The sequence below is a fragment of the Streptomyces sp. A012304 genome, from assembly GCF_026008495.1.
Lineage (GTDB): Bacteria > Actinomycetota > Actinomycetes > Streptomycetales > Streptomycetaceae > Streptomyces.
The window spans coordinates 65,582-89,796 of sequence record NZ_BQUN01000099.1 but is presented as its reverse complement, the minus strand read 5'-3'; the positions used below and the strand labels follow the sequence as shown (position 1 = coordinate 89,796).

Sequence of the window (24,215 nt, the reverse complement as noted above, 5' to 3'; positions counted from 1 at the left end):
ATGGCAATGGCCGACCGGAATGGACTTCAATTGCCGCTGACGGCCGCCCAGTACGGAATGTGGCTGGCGCAACAGGTTGATCCGGAAAACCCGATGTACAGCATCGCCGAGTGCGTGGAGATATCGGGCGGAGTCGACCCGGCCCTCTTCGAGGCCGCGCTGCGCCGGACCGTCGACGAGGCCGAGGCGCTGCGCGTACGGTTCGACGCGGGCCCCGACGGCCCCGTGCAGAGCGTCGTGGCCGACCTCGACTGGCAGCTGCACACCGTCGACGTCAGCGCCGCCGCCGACCCGGACGCCGCCGCCGAGCGGTGGATGCTGGAGCGCGTCAAGGCGCCGGTGGACCTGGCCACCGGGCCGCTGTTCACCTTCGGCCTGGTCAAGCTCGCCGACGACCGCCACAGCTGGTTCAGCCGGGTCCACCACGTCCTCGTCGACGGCTACAGCTGGTCCCTGATCGTCTCCCGGGTGGCCGCCGTCTACTCGGCGCTGGCGGCCGGCCAGGAGCCCGCCCCCGCCGGCTTCGGCACCCTGGGCGAACTGGTCGACCTCGACACCGACTACCGCGGCTCGGAGCAGTTCACGGCCGACGCCGCCTACTGGAGCGAGCGCCTCGCCGGCGTCGCCGCTCCGGCCGGACTGGCCGGACGGCCCACCCGGGTGCCGACCGATCACGTCCGCCAGGCCGGCCGGGTTCCCGCCGACAGCGCCGAGGCGCTGCGCGACCTGGCCCGCGAGACGCGCGTCAGCTGGCCGGCCGTGGTGGTCGCCGGCCTCGCCGCCTACCTCAACCGGCTCACCGGCGCCGACGACATCGTGCTCGGCCTCGCCGCCGCCGCCCGCCCCGTGCCGGCCGCCCGCCGGATCCCCGGCATGGTCTCCAACGCCCTCCCGCTGCGCCTGCGGGTGCGCCCCGGCGCCACCGTCGCGGACTTCCTGCGCTCGGTCAGCGACGGCATCCACCAGGCGCTGCGCCACCAGCGTTACCGCTACGAGGACATCCACCGCGACCTCGGCCGGGTCGGCGACCGCGCACGCCTGTGGGGCCCCGAGATCAACCTCGTCATGTACGGCGAGCAGCTGGCCTTCGCCGGCCGGCCGGCCACCGTACGGGGGTTCTCCATCGGCCCCGAGGAGGACCTGTCGCTGGTCGTGGACAACCGCACGCCCGACGCCGGCTTCCTCATCGACTTCCACGCCAACGCCGACCTCTACACCGACACGGCGGTGGCCGGCCACCGCGAGGCGCTCACCGCGTTCCTCGCCGCCCTGGCCACGACCGCCCCCGACGCCCCGCTGGACTCCGTCGCCCTGACCGCGCCGGCCGGCTGGACCCCGCCGCGCCAGGACGACACCGCCGACGAGCAGCCCGCCGGGACGGCCGCCTACCGCGCGCCCGGCACCGCGCGCGAGGAGGCGCTGTGCGGCCTGGTGGCCGAGGTGCTGAAGGTTTCCCGGGTGGGCGTCGACGACAACTTCTTCACCCTCGGCGGCCACTCCCTCACCGCGATCCGCCTGCTCAGCCGGATCCGGGAGACCTTCGGCGCGGAACTCTCCATCCGTACCGTCTTCGAGACCCCCACCGTCGCCGGCCTCGCCGCCCGCCTCGACGGCGCCGACGACGGCCGCCGCGCCCTCGGGCCCGCCGCCCACCGCCCCGCCGAACTGCCGCTCTCCCTCACCCAGCAGCGGCTGTGGCTGGTCAACCGGCTCCAGGGGCCGAGCGGCGCCTACAACATGGGCCTCGCGCTGAAGCTCACCGGCCGCCTCGACAAGGCCGCCCTCGGCGCGGCCCTCGCCGACGTCCTGGCCCGGCACGAGAGCCTGCGCACCGTCTTCCCGGAGACCGACGGACGGCCGCGGCAGCACATCCTCACCCCCGAGGAGGCCGCCGCCCGCGCGACGCTCGTCGAACGCGCCGCCGACCCCGCCACCGTCGACGCGACCGTCGCCGGGGTGGTCGCCGAGGGCTTCGACCTGACCACGCAGCTCGCCGTGCGGCCCCGTCTGCTGGTGCTCGGCCCCGAGGAACACGTCCTGCTCGTCGTGCTGCACCACATCGTCGCCGACGGCCTCTCGCTGGCCCCCCTCGCCCGCGACCTCGGCCACGCCTACACCGCCCGCAGCACGGGCCGGCCCCCGGTCTTCGCGCCGCTGCCGGTGCAGTACGCCGACTACACGCTGTGGCAGCAGTCGGTGCTCGGCGACGACACCGACCCCGACAGCCCACTGGGCCGTCAGCTCGCCCACTGGACGAAGACCCTGGCCGGGCTGCCCGAGGAACTCGACCTGCCGGTCGACCGGCCGCGGCCGAGCGAGCTGAGCCAGCGCGGCGACATCGTCCGCTTCGAGATCGGCGCCGATCTGCACCAGCGGCTGATCGACCTGGGCCGCGCGCACCGGGCCAGCCTCTTCATGGTGTTGCAGAGCGCGGTCGCCGTCCTGCTCGGCAAACTCGGCGCGGGCGAGGACATTCCGCTCGGCAGCGCCGTGGCCGGACGCGGCGACGCCCGCCTCGACGAACTCGTCGGCTGCTTCGTGAACACCGTGGTGTTCCGCAACGACCTCTCCGGCAACCCCACCGTCGACGACCTCGTCGACCGCGCCCGCGAGATGGCGCTGTCCGCGCAGGCCCACCAGGACCTGCCCTTCGAGCGGCTCGTCGAGGCGCTCAACCCGGAGCGCTCGCTCGCCCGCAACCCGCTGTTCCAGGTGATGATGGACGTCCAGACGCCGGCCGAGTCCACGCTCGAACTGCCGGGCCTGGTCACCGCGCCGCAGCAGGTCGACCCCGGCGTCACCAAGATCGACCTGCTGTTCGGGCTCGACGAGCGCTCCGCGGGCCACGAGGCCGCCGCCGGCATCGCCGGCCGTCTGGAGTACAGCACCGACCTGTTCGACCGGGCCACCATCGAGGCGATGAGCGCCCGGCTGCTGCGGGTGCTGGAGGCCTTCACCGCCGATCCCGGGCAGCGCGTCGGTGACATCGACGTCCTGACCGCCCCCGAACGGCAGCGGGTCCTCCAGGAGTTCGGCCAGGCCGACACCGTCGCCCCCGAGGCGCTGCTGCCCGAGCTGTTCCAGCGGCAGGCCGCCCGCACCCCGGACGCGGACGCGCTGCGCGACGGCGACCGGGTCCTCACCTACGCGGAGCTGAACGCGCGCGCCAACCGGCTGGCGCACACCCTCATCGGGGCCGGCGCCGGCCCCGAGCGGCGGGTGGCGGTGCTGCTGCCGCGCTCGGCCGAGCTGGTGATCGCGCTGCTCGCCGTCACCAAGTCCGGTGCCGCCTACGTCCCCGTCGACCCGGAGTACCCGGCCGAGCGCATCGCCTACATGCTGGACGACGCCGCGCCCGCGCTGGTCCTCGCCGACGCCCGCACCCGGGACGCCGTACCGCGCGGTGTGCCGGTGCTCGACGCCGCGGCCGAGCACCCGGCCCCGGACACCGACCCCGGCGACACCGACCGCCGCGCCCCGCTGACCGCCGCGCACCCCGCGTACGTCATCTACACCTCCGGCTCCACCGGCCGGCCCAAGGGCGTGGTGGTCGAGCACCGCTCGGTCGCCGTCTACCTCCAGTACGCCCGCGAGCGCTACCCGTCGGTGGCCGGCGGCACCCTGCTGCACTCGCCGGTCTCCTTCGACCTGACCGTCACCTCGCTGTACGCGCCGCTGATCTGCGGCGGCACGGTCCGCGTCACCGCGCTCGACGGCCCGGCGACGGGCGCCCCGCGCCCCGCCTTCCTCAAGGCCACCCCCGCCCACCTGGCCCTGCTCGGCGTGCTCTCCGAGGAGTTCGCGCCCACCCGGGAACTCGTCGTCGGCGGCGAGATGCTGATCGGGGAGGCCGTCGCGGAACTGCGCCGGCACCGGCCCGGCATCACGGTGATCAACGAATACGGCCCCACCGAGGCCACCGTCGGCTGCGTGGAGTTCCGGCTGGGCCCCGACGATCCGGTGCCCGGCGGCCCCGTCCCGATCGGCCGCCCCATGTGGAACTCCACGATCCGAGTGCTGGACGCGGCGCTGCGGCCGGTGCCGCCCGGAGTGGCCGGCGAGATCTACATCGGCGGCGGCCAGCTCGCCCGCGGTTACCTGGACCGGCCGGCGCTCACCGCCGAGCGGTTCGTCGCCGACCCGCACGGACCGGCCGGCAGCCGCGTGTACCGCACCGGCGACGTGGGCCGCTGGCGCGCCGACGGACAGCTGGAGTACCTCGGCCGGATCGACGACCAGGTCAAGCTGAACGGCTTCCGCATCGAACTCGGCGAGGTGGAGGCGGTGCTCGCCCGCCACCCGAAGGTGGCCCGCGCCGCCGCCGCGGTCCGCGAGGACGTCCCCGGCCACCGGCAGCTCGTCGGCTACGTCGTCCCCGGCGCCGGCGAGCGGCCCACCCCCGAGGAGGTCCTCGCGCACACCGCCGGGCCACTGCCCGCGTACATGGTGCCGGCCGCCGTCGTCGTCGTGGACACCCTGCCGCTCACCCCGAACGGCAAGCTGGACCGCAAGGCGCTGCCCGCCCCCGAGTTCACCGCGGCGGACGCCGGCGAGGGCCCCGGGGAGCAGCCGCGCACTGCGCTGGAGGAGACCCTCGCCGCCCTCTTCGCCGAGGTCCTCGGCCGCGACACCGTCGGCCTGCACGAGAGCTTCTTCGAGCTCGGCGGCGACAGCATCGTCTCCATCCAGCTGGTGGCCCGCGCCCGGCGCCGCGGCATCGCGCTCAACCCGAAGGACGTCTTCGAACTGAAGACGGTCGCCGCCCTGGCCGCCCGCACCGACCTCGTCGAGGAACCCGCGGCCCCCGACGACTCCGCCGCCGGCACCGGCCCGCTGACCCCGACACCGATCATGCGCTGGCTGCGCGAGCGGGGCGGCCCGGTCGACGCCTTCCACCAGTCGCTGCTGCTCCAGGTCCCGCCGGAGCTGGGCGAGGGCCCGCTCACCGAGGCCCTCCAGGCGCTGCTCGACCGGCACGACGCGCTGCGCACCCGCCTGGACCGCACCGGCGCCGACGGCACGTGGACGTACGACATCCCCGCCCCCGGCAGCGTCCGCGCTGCCGGCCTGGTGCACCGCGTCGACATCGGCGGGCAGCACGGCGAGGAACTGCGCGCCACCCTGGAACGGGAGGCCCGCGCCGCCTGGCACCGGCTCGACCCGGCGGCCGGCGCGATGGTGCGGCTGGTGTGGTTCGACGCCGGCCCGCACACCCCCGGACGGCTGCTGTTCGCCGCCCACCACCTCGTCGTCGACGGGGTCTCCTGGGGGGTCCTGCTGCCTGACCTGCGCAGCGCCTGGGAGGCGGCCACCGTCGGCAAGGAACCCGAACTCGCCCCGGTGGGAACGCCGTTGCGGCGCTGGGCGGAACTGCTCGTGGAGCGGACCGCCGCCCGCGCCGGCGAGGAGGAGCTGTGGACGCGGATGCTCGAGGGGCCCGCCCCCGCTCTCACCGACCGGCCGCTGGATCCGGCCCGGGACACCGCCGTGGCCGCCCGGCACCTCACCCAGGCGCTGCCCGCCGACGCCACCGCCGCACTGCTGCACCAGGCGCCCACCGCCCTGAACGCGGGCGTGCACGAGGTGCTGATCACCGCCCTCGCCGTGGCGATCGACCACTGGCGGCGCCGCCGGCAGCGCACGGGCGGCGAGGGGGTCCTGCTGGACGTGGAGGACCACGGCCGCCGGCAGATCGCCGACGGCGTCGACCTGTCCCGCACGGTCGGCTGGTTCACCGCCATCCGCCCCGCCCGGCTCGACCTGGACGTCGAGGACTGGGACGGGCTGTGGGCCGGCGGCCCCGAGGCCGGCCGGGTGCTGCGCGCAGTCAAGGAACAGTTCCGCGCCGTACCCGACGAGGGCATCGGCTTCGGGATGCTGCGCCACCTGGACCCGGACGCCGGGCCCCGGCTGGCCCGGCTCGCCACCGCCCCCGTCCTCTTCAACTACCTGGGGCGGGCCGCCGCGCCCGGCGGCGACTGGGGGCCCGCCCCCGAGAGCGACGTGGTGCTCGCCGAGGGCGCGGACCTGCCCCTTTCCCACCCGCTGGAGATCGACGCCCTGGTCCAGGAGCAGCCCGACGGGCCGCGCCTGACCGCCCGCTGGACCTATCCGGGACGGCTCCTGTCGGAGGCCGACGTCCGTGAACTGGCGGACACCTGGTTCCGCGCCGTGCGCGCGCTGCTCCATCACGCCGAGCGCCCCGACGCCGGCGGCTACACCCCGTCGGACCTGGCGCTGGTGGAGCTTTCCCAAGACGAGATCGACGGCCTCGAAGCCGAGTGGAGGACGCTGCAATGACGAAGACGGGTCCCGAGGACATCCTTCCGCTGTCCCCGCTGCAGGAGGGGCTTCTCTTCCACGCGCTGTACGACGAGACCGGCAACGACGTCTACACCGTGCAGGTCGTCCTCGACCTGGGCGGAGCCCTGGACACCGCGGCGCTGCACCGCACCGCGCAGGCGCTGCTGGACCGCCACGCCAACCTCCGTGTGGGCTTTCTGCACCCCAAGCAGAGCCGCCCCGTGCAGATGGTCGCGCGGCACGTGGAGGTGCCCTGGGCCGAGAGCGACCTGCGCGGCCTCGCCGAGGCCGAACGGGAGACGGAGCTGCGGCGCCTCCAGGCCGCCGAGAAGGCCCACTCCTTCGACCTCACCCGCCCGCCGCTGATGCGCTACCGCCTGATCCGCCTCGCGGACGACGCGTACCGGCTGCTGTGCACCTTCCACCACATCCTGCTCGACGGCTGGTCCACCTCGGTGCTGCTCGGCGAGTTGTTCCAGGTCTACGCCGCCGGCGGGGACGCCTCCGGCCTGGAGCCGGTGACGCCGTTCCGCGAGCACCTCGCCCACCTCGCCCGCCAGGACCACCGGGCCTCCGAGGAGGCCTGGCGGGCCGCGCTGGCCGGCATCGACGCCCCCACCCGCCTGGTGCCCTCCGACCCCACCCGTGAGGTCGTCCACCCCGACACGCACGTGCTGGAGCTGTCCACCGCGGACACCGAGGCGCTCGCGGCCCGGCTGCGCGCCCTCGACCTGACCTTCTCCAGCGCCGTCCACGGCTCCTGGGCGCTGCTGCTGTCGGTGCTCACCGGCCGCGACGACGTGGTGTTCGGCACCGTCGTCTCCGGCCGGCCGCCGGAGGTGCCGGGCGTGGAACGCATGGTCGGCATGCTCATCAACACCCTGCCGGTGCGCGTCCGCCCCGACAGCGGCGACACCCTGCACCAGGTGCTCGCCGGACTCCAGCGCGAGCACCTGGAGATGTCCGCCCACCAGTACACCGGCATGCGGGACATCCACCGGCTCTCCGGGCACCCCGAACTCTTCGACACCTACGTGGCGTTCGAGAACTTCCCGTTCGACCTGGAGAGCCTGCGCTCCCTGGCGGGCGAGCTGACCATCGACGGCTTCGACGTCCTGGACGCCAACCACTACCCGCTCTGCCTGGTCTCCCACGTGTACGAGGGCCGGCTGCGGCTGCTGCTCAACTACCGCCCGGACCTGTTCCGGCCCGAGCAGGTCGAGCTGATCGGCGCCCGCCTGGTGCGCATCCTCACCACGCTGACCGAGGACCCCACCCGGACCGTGGCGGGACTCGACCTGCTCTCCGACGACGAGCGGGCCCGCCTGACCGGTGCCGCGCGCGCCGTCGAACAGGCCACCTTCCCCGAGCTGTTCGCCGCCCAGGCCGCCCGCACCCCGGACGCCGTGGCCGTGGAGTCCGCCGGGCTGACCCTCACCTACGCCGAACTCGACGCCCGCACCGACGCGCTCGCCGCCCGCCTCGCCGCGCAGGGCGTCGGCCCCGAGCAGGTCGTCGCCCTCGTCCTGGGCCGCAGCGTCGAGTCCGTGCTCGGTTCGCTCGCGGTGATGAAGGCCGGCGCCGCCTACCTCCCGGTCGACCCCGACTACCCGGCCGAGCGCATCGCCTTCATGTTCGACGACGCGCGCCCCGCGGCCGTCCTCACCAGCACCGCGTACGAGACCGTCGTACCCGCAGGGGACACACCCGTCCTGCTCGTGGACGCCACCACCGCCCCCGCGTCCGCCGCCGACGCGCGGCCCGCCGGGCCGGTGTCCGTCGCCTCGCCCGCCTACCTCATCTACACCTCCGGCTCGACCGGTGTGCCCAAGGGCGTCGTCGTCAGCCACGCCGGCCTCGCCGCCTTCGCCGCGACCGAGCGCGAGCGGTTCGCGGTCGACGCCACCGCCCGCGTGCTCCAGTTCTCCTCGCCGAGCTTCGACGCCTCGGTCCTGGAACTGTGCATGACCCTGACCTCCGGCGCCGCCCTGATCGTCCCCGAGCCCGGCCCGCTCGCCGGCGAGCCGCTCGCCGAGGTCGTCGCCGCCCGCCGGGTCACCCACGCCCTGATCCCGCCGGCCGCGCTGGCCAGCGTGCCCGCCACCGAACTGCCCGGCTTCCGCTGCCTGATCGTCGGCGGCGACGCCTGCTCACCGGAGCTGGTGGCCCGCTGGGCACCCGGCCGCCGCATGGTCAACGCCTACGGCCCCACCGAGTCCACCGTCGCCGTGTCCATGAGCACCCCGCTGGAGCCCTCCGGTCACGCGGTACCGATCGGCGCCCCAGTGCTCGGCACCCACGTCCGCGTCCTCGACGCGGCGCTGCGTCTGGTGCCCGAGGGCACCGAGGGCGAGCTGTACGTCTCCGGCGCCGGCCTCGCCCGCGGCTATCTGCGCCGCCCCGGCCTGACCGCCGAACGCTTCGTCGCCGACCCCTTCGGCGCGCCCGGCGAGCGGATGTACCGCACCGGCGACGTGGTGCGGATGCGGCCCGACGGGCAGCTGGAGTTCGTCGGCCGCGCCGACGACCAGGTCAAGATCCGCGGCTTCCGCATCGAACTCGGCGAGATCGAGAGCGCCCTGGCCCGCCACGCCGACGTGGACCACGCCGCCGTCGCCGTCCACGAGGTCCAGGAAGGCGTCCGTCAGCTCGTCGCCTACGTCGTGCCGGCCGCGTCGCACGGCGTCGACGCCGAGACGCTGCGCACCCATGTCGGCGCCCTGCTGCCGGAGTACATGGTGCCCTCCGTCGTGGTCGCCCTCGACGCCCTGCCGCTGACCGCCAACGGCAAGCTCGACCGCAAGGCACTGCCCGCCCCGCAGCCCGCGGCGGCCGAGGGCCGCGCCCCCGCCACCGAGCGCGAGGAACTGCTGTGCGGCCTCTTCGCCGAGGTGCTCGGACTGGAGAAGGTCGGCGCCGACCAGAGCTTCTTCGAGCTGGGCGGCGACAGCATCGGCTCCATCCAGCTGATCAGCCGGGCCCGCAAGGCGGGACTGCGCCTCACCCCCCGCGACGTGTTCACCCACCGCACCGTCGAGGCGCTCGCGGAGGCCGCCCAGGAGGCCACCGCCGCACCGCGCCGCGCCGCCGTCTCGGACGGCGTGGGCGGCGTGCCGCTCACCCCGATCATCCACTGGTTCAGCGAACACAGCGGCCCCGCCGCCCGGTTCAGCCAGGCCATGCCGGTGCCGGTGCCCGCCGGACTCGACACCGCCCGCGTCACCGCCGCCCTGCAGACCCTCCTCGACCACCACGACGCCCTGCGGCTGAAGCTGACCCGCATCGAGGACATCGACGAGTGGACCCTGGAGATCACCCCGCCCGGCACCGTCGCCGCCGCCGAGTCGCTGCACCGCGCCGACGTCACCGGCCTCGACACGGACGCCCTGCGCGCCGTCACCGAGCGGGAGTTCGCCGCCGCCCAGGACCGGCTGGCCCCCGAGGAGGGCCGGATGGTGCAGGCCGTCTGGCTCGACGCCGGCGCCGACCGGCCCGGCCGGCTGCTGGTCGTCGTCCACCACCTGGCCGTGGACGGCGTCTCCTGGCGCGTCCTGCTGCCCGACCTCACCGCCGCCCTGGACGCCGCCGCACAGGGCACCGCGTTCACCCCGGAACCCGTCGGCATCTCGTTCCGCCGCTGGGCCCAGCACCTCACCGCCGCCGCGAGCGAACCCGACCGCATCCGTGAGCTGCCGCTGTGGCGCTCGATCCTGTCCGCCCCCGACCCGCTGCTCACCGAACGGCCCCTCGACCCGGCGACCGACACCCTCGCCACCGCCGGACACCTCACCCTGCGGCTGCCCGCCGACCTCACCGAACCGCTGCTGGGCCGCGTACCGGCCGCCTTCAACGCGCAGGTCAACGACGTCCTGCTGACCGCGCTCGCGCTGGCCGTGGCCGGCTGGCGCCGCCGGCTGGGCCGCGGCGACACCTCCTCCGTGCTGATCGGTCTGGAGGGCCACGGCCGGGAGGACATCCTCGACGGCGCCGACCTGTCCCGCACCGTCGGCTGGTTCACCAGCCTCTACCCGGTCCGCCTCGACCCGGGCGAAATCCCCGCCGGCCCGCTCGCCGAGGGCGGCCCCGCGCTGGCCGGCGCGCTCAAGGCCGTCAAGGAACAGCTGCGCGCCATCCCCGACAACGGCATCGGCTTCGGCCTGCTGCGCCACCTCAACCCGCGCACCGCGGCGGCCCTCGCCAAGTTCGCCGAGCCGCAGATCGGCTTCAACTACCTCGGCCGCATCGGCGAGTCCGCCGACACCGCCGACGACGGACAGGACAGCAGCCTGGGCGGCGGCGCCGAGCCCGGCACGCCCCTGCCGTACACCCTCACCGCCAACGCCGTCACCGAGACCCACGCCGACGGGCCGCGCCTGACGGCGACCTGGACCTGGCCCGGCGGCCTGCTCACCGAGGACGACGTGCGCGACCTCGCCACCGCCTGGTTCGACGCCCTGGCCGGCCTCGTGGCGTGCGCCGACCGGCCCGAGGGCACCGGCGGGCTCGTCCCCTCCGACCTGCCCCTGCTGGACCTCACCCAGGCCGAGATCGACCGCCTGGAGCGGGCCCGCCCGCACCTCACCGACGTCCTGCCGCTCTCCCCGCTCCAGGAGGGCCTGCTCTTCCACACCGAGTACGACCAGGACGCCGAGGACGTCTACATCACCCGGCTCGCCGTCGACGTACAGGGCGACCTGGACACCGAGGCGCTGCGCGCGGCCGTCGCCGGGCTGCTCGCCCGCCACGCCAGCCTGCGGGCCTGCTTCCACCGCACCACCGACGGCACCCCCGTCCAGCTGGTGCCCGCCGAGGTCGACCTGCCCTGGAACGACATCGACCTCAGCGGGCTCGACGAGGCCGCGCGCGAGGCCGAACTGGAGCGGCTGCTGGTCGCCGAGCGCTCCCGCCGCTTCGACCCCGCCCACCCGCCGCTGCTGCGCTTCACCCTCATCCGGCTCGGAGCCGACCGCCACCGGCTGCTGTTCGCCGCCCACCACCTGCTGCTCGACGGCTGGTCGGCGCCGGTCCTGGCGGGCGAGCTGTTCGCGCTGTACGGGCAGCGTGGCGACGCCTCGGCGCTGCCGCCCGTCGTCCCCTACCGGCGTTACCTGGAGTGGCTCGCCGCGCAGGACCGGGACGCCGCCGAGGAGGCGTGGCGCACGGCGCTCGCCGGAATCGACGAGCCGACGCTCGTCGCCCCGCAGGCCGCCGGGCACGCCGCCGCCCTGCCCGGCCGGATCGTGGACGAGCTGCCCGCCGACCTGACGGCCGCCCTCGTCGCGGCGGCCCGCACCCACGGCCTCACCCTGAACGCCGTGGTGCAGGGCGCCTGGGGCCTGGTCCTGGCCGGCCTCACCGGCCGTGACGACGTGCTGTTCGGCGAGACCGTCTCCGGCCGCCCGCCGGAGCTGCCGGGCGTGGAGTCCATGGTCGGCCTGTTCAGCAACACCGTGCCGGTGCGCGTCCGCGTCGACCCGGCCGTCTCCCTCGTCGACACCCTCGCCCGCGTCCAGGCGCAGCGCGTGGAACTCCTCGGCCACCACTACCTGGGCCTGGCCGACCTCCAGCGCCTCGCGGGCCTCGGCACGCTCTTCGACACCGCCGTCGTCTTCGAGAACTTCCCCGCCGACGACGCCGACGGGCGGACCGTGCACGGGCTGACCCTGTCCGACGTCGACACCAAGGGCGACAACCACTATCCGCTGGGCATGGTCGTGATGCAGGACGACCGGCGGATGGTCCTCAACTGGTACTACCGCGGCGACCTGCTCGACGAGGAGCTGGCGCGGTCCGCGACCCGGCAGCTGCGGCGCGTCCTGGAGGCCGTCGTCGCCGCGCCGGACACCCCCGTCGGCCGGCTCGCGCTGCTCGACCCCACCGAGACCCGGGAGCTGACCGCCGGCGCCGCCGGACCCGAGCTGCCCGCCTCCCCGGCCGTGATCCACGAGCTGATCGAGGCGCAGGCCGCGCGCACCCCCGACGCCGTCGCCGTCGCCGACGGCACCGGCGAACTCACCTACGCCCAGCTCGACGAGCGCGCGAACCGGGTCGCCCACGCCCTCGTCGAGGAGGGCGCCGGCCCCGAGCGGCTGGTCGCCGTCGCCATGGAACGCTCCACGGACCTGGCGGTGGCCCTGCTCGCGGTGCTGAAGTCCGGCGCCGCCTACCTGCCCCTCGACCCCGCCCACCCCGCCGAGCGCATCACCTACCTGCTCGGCGACGCCCGCCCCCGCCTGGCGCTGACCGACCGGGCCACCGCCGCCGTCCTCGCCGGGCACGACGTGCGCACGCTCGTCCTCGACGACCCGGACACCGCCCGGCAGCTCGCCGCGCGGCCGGCGGACGCCGTGACCGACACCGACCGGCGGGCCGGCGCCGACCACCCGGCGTACGTCATCTACACCTCCGGTTCCACCGGGCGCCCCAAAGGCGTCGTGGTCACGCACCGCTCGGTCGTCGACTACCTCACCTGGACGCGCACCGCCTACCCGGCGGCCGGCGGCCTCGCCCTGCTGCACTCACCGGTCGCCTTCGACCTGACCGTCACCGCCCTGTTCACGCCCCTCACCGTCGGCGGAACCGTGTTGATGACCGCCCTGGAGGAGAACCCGGCCACCTCCGGCCGACTGGCGCGGACCCCGGTCACCTTCATGAAGGCCACCCCCAGCCACCTCCCGCTGCTCGACGCCCTCCCCGAGCCCTACTCGCCCACCGGGGAACTCCTCCTCGGCGGCGAGGCCCTGCTCGGCGAGGCGCTCACCGCCTGGCGGACCCGCCACCCGGACGCCACCGTCTGGAACGTGTACGGCCCCACCGAGGCCACCGTCAACGTCACCGAGTACCGCATCGCCCCCGGCACCGACCTCGCCCCCGGACCGGTCCCGATCGGCCGCCCGCAGGGCAACGTCCGCGCCTACGTCCTGGACCGCGCGCTGCGCCCGGTCCCGGCCGGAGTCCCGGGCGAGCTGTACCTCGCCGGCCCCTGCCTGGCCCGCGGCTACCTGAACCGGGCCGCGCTGACCGCCGAGCGCTTCACCGCCGACCCGCACGGCCCGGCCGGCTCCCGCATGTACCGCACCGGCGACGTGGCCCGCCGACTGCCCGACGGCAACCTGGTGTTCGTCGGCCGCGCCGACGACCAGGTGAAGATCCGCGGCCACCGTGTCGAACTCGGCGAGGTCGCGGCCGCGCTCGCCGCCCTGCCCGGCGTCACCGCCCAGGCGGTCGTCGTCGACGACGGCGCGGACGGCGGCCGGCTGCTGGCGTACGCCGTGCCCGCCGCCGGGGCCACGCCGACCGGCCGCGAGCTGCGCGACCGGCTCGCGGAGGTCCTGCCCGCCGCGATGGTCCCGGACGCCGTCGTCGTCCTCGACCGGCTGCCGCTCACCCCGAACGGCAAGCTGGACCGCGGGGCGCTGCCCGCGCCCGAGACGACCACCGCCCCCGCCGGACGCGCCCCGCGCACCCCGCAGGAGGAGATCCTGTGCGGGCTCTTCGCGCAGGTGCTGGAGCGGCCCGAGGCGGGCGTCGACGACCACTTCTTCGAGCTCGGCGGCAATTCGCTCAGCGCCGTCCGGCTGCTCAGCCGGGTCCGCTCCGCCTTCGGCGCCGAGGTCGACGTGCGCGCCGTGTTCGAGGCGCCCACGCCGGCGCTGCTCGCCGCCCGGATCACCGCCGGCGCCACCGGCCGGCCGCGCCCGGCGGCCGGTGCCCGGCCGGCCGAGGTCCCGCTGTCGTACGCCCAGCGCCGCCTGTGGTTCCTGGACCGGCTGCACGGCCCGTCCGGCGCCTACAACATTCCCCTCGGCATCCGGCTCGACGGCGTCCTCGACGTGGCGGCACTGCGCGCGGCCCTCACCGACGTGGTGGCCCGGCACGAGACGCTGCGCACGGTCTTCCCCGACACCGGGGGCAGGCCGCGGCAGAGCGTGCTCGACGCCTCCGACGCGCCCGTCCGCCTCGACGTCGTCGCCCGCGCGCCGCAGGACATCGGCGCGGCGCTGCGCGAGGAGGCCGCGCGCGGCTTCGCCCTCGCGACCGAACCGCCGCTGCGGGCCACCCTGTTCACCGTCTCCGACACCGAGCACGTGCTGCTGCTGAACCTCCACCACATCGCGTCCGACGGCTGGTCCAACGGGCCGCTGGCCCGCGACCTGTCGCAGGCCTACGCCGCCCGGCACGCGGGCCGCACGCCCGACTTCGCGCCGCTGCCCGTGCAGTACGCCGACTACACGCTGTGGCAGCGCGAGCTGCTCGGCGACGAGAGCGACCCCGACAGCCTCGCCGCCCGCCAGCTGGCGTTCTGGCGCACGACCCTGGCCGGCGCCCCCGCCGAGCTGACGCTGCCCACCGACCGGCCCCGCCCGGCGGAGATGACCGGCGACGGCGCCACCGTCGAGTTCCGGCTCGCCCCCGAGCTGCACGGCCGCCTCGCCGGCCTCGCCCGCGACCACCAGGTCAGCCTGTTCATGGTGGCGCAGGCGGCGCTCGCGGCCCTGCTCACCCGGCTCGGCTCCGGCACCGACATCCCGATCGGCACCGCCGTCGCCGGCCGCCCGGACGAGACCCTCGAGGACCTCGTCGGTTTCTTCGTCAACACCTTGGTGCTGCGCACCGACACCTCCGGCGACCCCACCTTCGCCGAACTCCTGCGCCGGGTGCGCGCCACCGACCTGGCCGCCTACGCCCACCAGGACCTGCCCTTCGAACGGCTCGTCGACCACCTCGGCGCCGAGGTCCGCTCGCTGGCGCACACCCCGCTGTTCCAGGTGTTCCTCGCCTTCCAGAACAACACGGCCCCGCGCCTGGAACTGCCCGGCCTCACCGCCCGCCCGGCGGAGCTGGAGCTCACCTCCGCCAAGACCGACCTGGGCGTCGAACTCACCGAGGAGTTCACCGCCGACGGCGGCCCGGCCGGACTGCGCGGACTGGTCAGCTACCGCACCGACCTGTTCGACCGGGCCACCGTGGAGTCGGTGGTGTCCCGGTTCACGGCCCTGCTCGACGCGGTCACCACCGACCCCGACCGCCCGCTGGGCCGGATCGACCTGCTGCCCGGGGCGGAACTGCGCCGGGTCCTCGGCGAGTGGAACGACACCGCCCGCGAGGTGCCCGCCGCCACCCTGCCGCAGCTGTTCGAACGGCAGGCGGCGGCCACCCCGGACGCCGTCGCGGTGATCGCGGGGGAGGAGCGGCTGACCTACGCCGACCTCAACGCCCACGCCAACCGCTGGGCCCACCACCTCATCGGTCACGGTGTCGGCCCGGAGCAGCGGGTCATGGTCGCCGTACCCCGCTCGCCGCAGTGGCTCGCCGTCACCCTCGGCGTGCTCAAGGCGGGCGCCGCCCACCTGCCCGTCGACCCCGGCTACCCGGCCGAGCGCATCGCCTACATCGCCGCGGACGCCCGCCCGGCCCTGGTCGTCACCTCCGGCGACGCCCTCACCCCGCCGACCGGGGTGCCGGTGCTGCGCGCCGACGACGCCGAGGTGCTGGACGCGGTGGCCGCCGCCCCCGCCGGCGACCCGGCCGACAGCGACCGCCACCGGCCGCTCGCGGTCGACCACCCCGCGTACGTCATCTACACCTCCGGCTCGACCGGCCGCCCCAAGGGCGTCGTGGTCACCCACCGCGGCATCGCGGGCATGGCCGGGTCGCACGCGGAGAACTTCGCCATCGACACCACCAGCCGTGTGCTTCAGGCCGTCTCGCCGAGCTTCGACGTGTCCGTCGCCGACCTCGCGATGACCCTGCTGACCGGCGCCGCGCTGGTACTGCCCGAGGGGAACCGGGCCCCCGCCGGCGAGGAACTCGCCCGGCTGCTCGCCGCGTACGACATCACCCACCTCCAGATCACCGCCGGGGTGCTGGCGACCCTGCCGAGGACCGACCTGCCCGCGCTGCGCACCCTCGCCGTCGGCGGCGAGGCCTGCCCGCCCGACGAGGTGGCGCACTGGTCCGAGGGCCGCCGGCTGCTCAACGTCTACGGCCCCAGCGAGGCGACCGTCTGCTCCACCATGAGCCGGCCGCAGTCCGGCGCGGTGCAGCCGCCGATCGGCGCCCCGCTGTGGAACACCCGGGTCTACGTGCTCGACGACTTCCTGCGGCCCGTGCCGGCCGGGGTGACGGGCGAGCTGTACATCGCTGGGGAGGGTCTCGCCCGCGGCTACCTCGACCGCCCCGCCCTCACCGCGGAGCGTTTCGTCGCCGACCCGTTCGGCGCGCCCGGCACCCGCCTGTACCGCACCGGCGACCTGGTGAGCTGGAACGCCGACGGGCAGCTGCGGTTCGCCGGACGCGCCGACGACCAGGTGAAGATCCGCGGCTTCCGCATCGAGCTGGGTGAGATCGAGGCCGCCCTCGACGCCCATCCGGCGGTCGCCCGCTCGGCGGTGACGGTCCATCAGGCCGACGACGGCCGCAAGCAGCTGGTGGCCCACGTCGTCGCCGCCGACGGGGCCGGCGCCGACGCCCGGGTGCTCCGCGCCCACCTCGCCGAACGGCTCCCGGAGTACATGGTGCCCGCCGCGTACACCGTGCTGGACGCCCTGCCGTTGAACGCCAACGGCAAGGTCGACCGCTCGGCGCTGCCGGAGCCGGACTTCGGCGACCGCGGCGAGGGCGGCCGCGCCCCGCGCGACGCCAAGGAGACCCTGCTGTGCCGGCTGATCGGTGACCTCCTCGGCGTGGCGGAGGTGACCATCGACGACAGCTTCTTCGACCTGGGGGGCGACAGCATCGTCTCCATCCAGCTGGTCAGCCGCGCCCTGGAGGCGGGCCTGGAGTTCACCGCGGCCGACGTGCTGCGCCACCGCACCGTCGAGGAGCTGGCGGCCGCCGCCACCGGGCTCGACGAGGGCGCCCAGCGGGACGCCCCCGAGGACACCGGGACGGGTGAGGTCCCGCTGCTGCCCGCGGCGCACGCGCTGCGCGAGCGCGGCGGACGCCCCCACCTCGCGGCCGCCACCGCCCTCCTCGCCCTGCCCGCCGGCACCGACGAGGCCCGGCTGCACTCCGCGCTCCAGGCCCTGTGCGACCACCACGACGCCCTGCGGCAGCGCCTCACCCGCCGAGCCGGCAACCTGGTGTGGGGTCTGGAGGTCCTCCCGCGCGCCGAGGTCGTCGCCGCCGCCCTGCTCACCCGCGTCGACATGAGCGGCGCCGACGCCGGCGCGCTCGCCGCGGAAGCGGCCCGGCAGACGGACGCCGCCCGCGCCGCCCTCGCACCCGAGGAGGGCGTGCTGCTGCGCGCCGTGTGGCTGGACGGCGGACCGGCGGGCGAGCACCGGCTGCTGCTCGCCATGCACGCCCTGGCCGCCGACGCCGCCTCCTGGCCGATCCTGCTCGACGACCTGGGCACCGCCTGGCAGGCCGCCACCACCGGCACCGCGCACCGGCTGCCGCCGGCCGGCACCTCCTACCGCGCCCTGGCCGAACGGACCGCCGCCGCGGCCGCCGCCCCGGAGCTGATCGACGAGCTCCAGGCGTGGACGGACACCCTCGCCGCCGAGCCGGTGGCACCGGCCGCGAGCGCCCCGGACCCGCGCCGCGACACCGGGGCCACCGTCCGCAGGCTGGAGGTGACGTTCGACGCCGCCGAGTCGGCCGCCCTGCTCTCGGCCGTCCCCGACGGGTTCGCCACCGGGACGCGGGAGGTGCTGCTCGGCGCGTTCACCGCCGCCGTCGCCCAGTGGCGCGCCCGGCGCGGGCTGCCCACGGACGCCGGGATCCTCGTCGGCGTGGAGCACGACGGCCGCACGGCCGTGAGCGACGCCGCCCGCACGGCCGGCCCGTTCACCGCCGTCCACCCGGTGCTGCTCGACACCGGCGCGCCGGGCACCCCGGCCGCCGCCCGGGTCAAGCAGGTCAAGGAGCGGCTCGCCGCCGTGCCCGGCGACGGCTCCGGCTACGGACTCCTGCGGTACCTCAACCCGCAGACCGTGCCGCTGCTGGCCGGACTGCCCGCCCCGAGCGTGCGCTTCGCCCACCGCGGCGGCTTCGCCGAGCCGCTCGCCGACGGCGCCGTCCCGATCGACGCCCCGGCCCCCGCCCGCCCCGTGCGCGGCGAGGACCCCGCACTGCCGGCGGCCTACGCCCTCGACGTGGAGACCTGGGCGCACGACGGACCCGGCGGTCCCCGCCTGACAGCCGTCTGGTCCTGGCCCGAGGCGCTGTTCGCGGACGGCGAGGCCGACGAACTCGCCGCCGACTGGCAGCGGGCGGTCCGCGAGATCGCCGCCGTCCACCACGGCGGACGCTCCCCGTCGGACTTCCCGCTGGTCGACCTCACGCAGCGGGACGTCGACCTCCTCGAGAGCGACGGGCGCCGCCTCGCCGACGTCCTGCCGCTCGCCCCCCTCCAGGAAGGGCTGCTCTTCCACTCCCTGTACGACCAGCGCGAACGGGACGTCTACACCGTCCAGTTCGGGCTCGACCTGGAGGGCGACCCGCAGACCGCGGTGCTGCGCGCGGCGGTCGAGGCGCTGCTGCGGCGGCACGAGAACCTGCGGGCCGGATTCGCCCACGAGGGCCTCAGCCGGCCGGTGCAGTTCATCCCCGAGGACGTCGTGCTGCCCTGGTCCGAGACCGACCTCGGCGACCTCGACGAGGCCGCCCGGGACGCCGCCGTGGACCGGGCCATGCGCGAGGCCCGCACGGAGCGGTTCGACACCGACCGGCCCCCGCTGCTGCGCTGCGCCCTGCTGCGCCTGGGCGGCGGCCGTGCCCGGCTGGTGCTGACCTTCCACCACCTGCTGCTCGACGGCTGGTCCACGCCGGTCCTGCTCGACGAGCTGATGCGGCTGTACGCGGCCGGCGGCGACCCGGCCGGGCTGCCCGAGGCCCGGCCCTACCGCGGCTACCTGTCCTGGCTCGCGGGACAGGACCGGGGCGCCGCCGAGCGGGCCTGGCGCGCGGTGCTGGACGACTCGGCCGAGCCGACCCTGCTGGCGCCGGCCGACCCGGACCGCGCGGCGGTGGCCACCGAGAAGGTCTCCGTCACCTTCGGCGGCGACCTCGTCGCCGGGCTCACCGCGCTCGCCGCCCGCCACGGCACCACCATGAACACGGTGGTGCAGGCCGCCTGGGGGCTGCTGCTGGCCCGGCTCACCGGCCGCGACGACGTCGTCTTCGGGGCGACCGTCTCCGGCCGGCCGCCCGAGGTCACCGGCGTGGAGCGGATGGTCGGTCTGTTCATCAACACCGTGCCGGTGCGGCTGCGCCTGGACGCCGCCCGCACCCCCGGCGACAGCGCGGAGGCGCTGCTGCCCCGGCTGTGGGAGCAGCAGCTCGACCTGACGCCGCACCAGTACATCCGGCTGGTCGACCTCCAGCGCCTGATCGGCAAGGGCGAACTCTTCGACACCCTGCTGGTCTTCCAGAACATCCCCGCCGACGGCGCCGGCTTCGGCGGCGACGGCGACCGGGTCAGGGCGGTCGACCTGGTGATGGACGACGCCACGCACTACCCGCTCACCCTGGACGCCGGCCTCGCCGGGGACCAGCTGCACTGCCGGTTCGGCTACCGCCCCGACCTGTTCACCAAGGCCGAGGCGGAGGCCGTCGCCGACGGGCTGCGGGACGTCCTGGAGACCCTGGCCACCGACCCGGCGGGCCCCCCGCGCCCGGTGGACGACCCGCTCACCGGCTGGTGGGCCGGGGTCCGGGCACGGATCGCGTCAACGGCGGGCCCGGGAACGCCCGCCACGGCGGACGCGCCCGCGACGGCACACGGGGAGACCGACCTCGCCGCCCGCGAACGCGTCCTCGCCGGCCTCTTCGCCGACCTGCTCGGCGCCGAGCAGGTCGGCCCGGACGACGACTTCTTCGAGCTGGGCGGTGACAGCATCGTCTCCATCCAGCTGGCCGGCCGGGCCCGCGCCGCGGGGCTGCTGATCAGTCTGCGGGACGTCTTCAAGCACAAGACGGTCCGGGCCCTGGCCCGCATCGCCCGCGAGGACGACGACCCGGCCCCCGGCGAGGCCCCCGAGGACGCCGTCGGCGAGCTGGCGCTCACTCCGGTCATGCTCGACCTGTACGAGCGGGGCGGGCCCACCGACGACGTCCACCAGGCGGCGCTGCTCCAGGTCCCGGCCGACGCCGGCCCGCAGCGGCTGGCGGCCACCGTGCAGGCGGTCCTCGACCACCACGACATCCTGCGCTCCCGCACCGTCGACGGCCCCGACGGGCCGCGCCTGGAGGTCGCCGAGCGGGGCTCGGTCGACGCCGCCGCCCTGCTCACCCGCGTCGACGTCGCCGCCGTCGCCGACGGCGACCTGATCGGCGCGGTGGCCGACGCCCAGGCGCGCCTCCAGCGCGAACTGTCGCCCGCCCGGGGCCAGATGGTCCGCGCGGTGTGGTTCGACGCGGGCCCCGAGCGCCCCGGACGGCTGCTGCTCCTGGTGCACCACCTCGCCGTGGACGGCGTGTCCTGGCGGGTGCTGCGCGAGGACCTCAAGGAGGCCTACGAGGCCGTCCGCGACGGCCGCGAGGCCCGCCTCGCACCGGTACGGACCTCGTTCCGCCGCTGGTCGCGGGAGCTGGCGAAGGAGGCGCTGAGCGAGCGCCGTACCGCCGAACTCGGTCTGTGGCGCTCGGTGCTGGACACCGACGACCCGCAGCTGGGCCGGCGGGCCCTCGACGGGGCCGTCGACGTCGTGGCCACCGCCCGCCGGCTGACCGTCACCCTGCCGCCCGAGGTCACCGAGCCGCTGCTCGGCGCGGTGCCCGCGCTCTTCCACGCCGCGGTCGACGAGGTGCTGCTCACCGGCCTGGCGCTGGCGGTGGCCCGCTGGCGGCGGGAGCGGGGCCGCGGTGAGGCGAGCGCGGTCCTGGTCGGCCTGGAGGGTCACGGCCGTGAGGAGATCGTGCCGGGCGCCGACCTGTCCCGCACGGTCGGCTGGTTCACCAGCCTCTACCCGGTCGCCGTCGACCCCGGCGCCCACGACGCCGACCCCGGCACCGCTCTGAAGCGGGTCAAGGAGCAGCTGCGGGCGATCCCCGACAAGGGCATCGGCTACGGCCTGCTGCGCCACCTCAACCCGGACACCGCTCCCGAGCTGGCCGGCCGCCCCGAGCCGCAGATCGGCTTCAACTACCTCGGCCGTTTCGACGCCGTCGACGCGAGTGCCGTCCGTGCCGAGGACTGGGCGGCGCCGCCGGAGGCCACCGAGTCCCTCGGCAGCGGCGGCCACGACCAGCGACCGCTCGCCCACGCCCTCGGGCTGAGCGCGGTCGCCCAGGACCGGCCCGACGGGGCCCGCCTCGTCGCCATCTGGTCCTGGCCGGACGCCCTTTTCCCGGAAGAGGAGGTCCACGACCTCGCCGACCTGTGGTTCCGGGCCCTGACCTCGCTCGCCGAGTGCGCGCACCGCCCCGAGGCCGGCGGCCTCACCCCGTCCGACGTGTCCCTGCTGGAGCTGTCGCAGGACGAGATCGATGAATTCGAGAGTGATCTGAGCTGATGAGAGGAAACAGCACGGTGACGAAGCCTGGATTCGTCGACATCTGGCCGCTGTCCCCGCTCCAGAAGGGCATGCTCTTCCACGCCCTCTACGAGGACGGGAACCCGGACGAGACCCGGGGAGATGACGTCTACGTCATCCAGATGGCGCTCGACCTGCGCCGCGACCTGGACACCGCCGCCCTGCGCGCCGCCGTCGCGGCCGTCCTCGGCCGGCACGACAACCTGCGCGCCTCGTTCCGCAACCGCAAGACCGGCGAGCCGGTCCAGGTGATCCTGCGCGAGGCCGAACCCGACTGGTCCGAGACCGACCTCAGCCACCTGCCCGAGCCGGAGCGGGAGGAGGAACTGGGCCGGCTGCTGGACACCGACCGCACCCGCCGCTTCGACCTGGCGCGGCCCCCGCTCAGGTTCTCGCTGGTCAAACTGGCCGAGCAGGAGTACCGGTTCGTCTTCACGGCTCATCACATCCTGCTGGACGGCTGGTCCATGCCGCTCGTCCTGGGTGAGCTGATGGCCCTCTACACCGCGGGCGGGGACACCGCAGCGCTGCCGCCCGTCGTGCCGTACAAGGACTACCTCGGCTGGCTCGCCCGGCAGGACCGGGGCGCGGCCGAACTCGCCTGGAAGGACGCGCTCGCCGGGGCCGAACCCACCCTGGTGGCCGGCCCCGGCGCCGGCGCCGCGCTGCCGGTGACGCTGATCGAAGACGTCGACCCGGGCCTGACCAAGGCCCTCACCGAGCGGGCCCGTTCGCTGGGCCTCACCCTCAACAGCGTGTTCCAGACCGCGTGGGGCCTGGTGCTGGCCGGACTGACCGGCCGGGACGACGTCGTCTTCGGCGAGACCGTCTCCGGCCGCCCGCCGGAGCTGCCCGGCGTGGAGAAGATGGTCGGTCTGTTCATCAACACCCTGCCGGTGCGGCTGCGCCTGGACGCCGCCCTCTCCCTCGGCGAGCAGGTCCGCCTGCTCCAGGACGGGCAGGCGGACCTGCTCGCCCACAAGCACCTGGGGCTGGCCGAGATCCAGCAGACCCTGGGCACCGGGCCGCTCTTCGACGCCATCACGATCTTCGCGAACTACCCCATCGACACCGACACCCTCCAGTCCTCGGCCGAGGGCATCGGCGCGGTGGCCGCCACCACCCGGGACGCCACGCACTACGCCCTCAACCTCGAGGGCACCGTCCGCGGCGACCGCATGACGGTGCGCCTGGACCACCGCCCCGACCTGTTCGCCGAGGGCGTCGGACGCGAGATCCTCGACCGGCTGCTGGCCGTCCTGGCCGCCTTCGCGGCCGACCCGGACCGGGCGGTGGGCACCGTTCGGACGTTCACCGACGCCGACCGCGACCGCCTGCTGCGGCCCCGGCAGCGCACCGTCGAGACGCCCGAGGAAGCCCCCGTCGGCCGCCCCGACAGCGAACGCGAGGCACTGCTGTGCCGTCTGTTCGCCGAGGTCCTCGGCGTCGAGTCGGTCTCCGTCGACGACAGTTTCTTCGAACGCGGCGGCGACTCCATCAGCTCCATCCAGCTCGCGCACCGCGCCCGCAAGGAGGGCATCGCGCTCAGCCTGCGGGAGATCTTCGAGCACCGCACGGTCGCCCGGCTCGCCGCGCTGGCCGGCTCCGCCGCCCCCGCCGGGGCCGCGCCGCAGGACGGCCCGGACGACGGCGTCGGTCCGGTGCCGCTCACCCCGATCATGCGCTGGCAGCTGGGCCGCGGCGGGCCCGTCGACGCCTTCAACCAGACCATGACGGTGCCCGTCCCGGCCGGCCTCGACGAGACCCACGTACGGGCCGCCGTCCAGGCGCTCCTCGACCACCACGACGCGCTGCGCCTGCGCCTGGGCACCGCCCCGGACGGGCAGTGGTCGCTGGAGGTCGCCGCGCGCGGCGCGGTCCGCGCCGAGGACTGCGTCCACCGGCACCCGACGGCCGGCGACGGCGACAGCGACGAGGCGGAGCAGGTGCGCGCCGCCACCGCCCGGCTCGCCCCGGCCGAGGGCCGCATGGTGCAGGCCGTCTGGTTCGACGCCGGACCCGGCACCGAGGGCAGGCTCGCCCTGGTCGTGCACCACCTCGCCGTCGACGGCGTCTCCTGGCGCGTCCTGCTGCCCGACCTGGAGACGGCGCTCACCGCGGCCCGCTCCGGCCGGCCCGTCTCCCTCGACCCGGTCGGCACCTCCTTCCGCCGCTGGGCCCAGGAGCTGGAGAAGGAGGCGCTCACCGAACGCCGCGCCGCCGAACTCGACCTGTGGCGCGCCGTGCTGGACGCCGACGACCCGCTCCTCGCCGACCGGCGCGTCGACCCCGCCCGCGACACCCTCGGCGTGGCCCGCCAGCTGACGGCGACACTGCCCGCCCGGCCCACCCGGACGCTGCTCGGCCCGCTGCCCGCCCTCTTCCACGCCGGCCCCGAGGAGGCCATGCTCACCGCCCTCGCGCTCGCCG

General features: G+C 75.6%; 3 protein-coding genes. All 3 read left to right on the top strand.

Annotated features, from left to right (window positions below; translation table 11 throughout):
• On the top strand, window positions 1-6,300 hold the full coding sequence (locus ALMP_RS25185; protein ID WP_309299532.1) for a non-ribosomal peptide synthetase: 6,300 nt from the start codon (window positions 1-3) through the stop codon (window positions 6,298-6,300).
• The gene (locus ALMP_RS25180; RefSeq protein ID WP_264932075.1) at window positions 6,297-21,764 is read left to right on the top strand and encodes a non-ribosomal peptide synthetase; all 15,468 of its coding nucleotides are present in this window, start codon (window positions 6,297-6,299) and stop codon (window positions 21,762-21,764) included. Before ALMP_RS25185 ends, ALMP_RS25180 begins: the two co-directional genes overlap by 4 nt.
• Window positions 21,765-21,781: 17 nt before the next feature.
• The coding region (locus ALMP_RS25175) for a condensation domain-containing protein (protein WP_264932073.1) at window positions 21,782-24,215 on the top strand (2,434 nt) is incomplete at its 3' end.

Bases quoted from the DNA above. Each gene is read 5' to 3' on its own strand.
- ALMP_RS25185 (WP_309299532.1), top strand. From the start codon at position 1: ATGGCAATGGCCGACCGGAATGGACTTCAATTGCCGCTGACGGCCGCC.
- ALMP_RS25180 (WP_264932075.1), top strand. From the start codon at position 6,297: ATGACGAAGACGGGTCCCGAGGACATCCTTCCGCTGTCCCCGCTGCAG.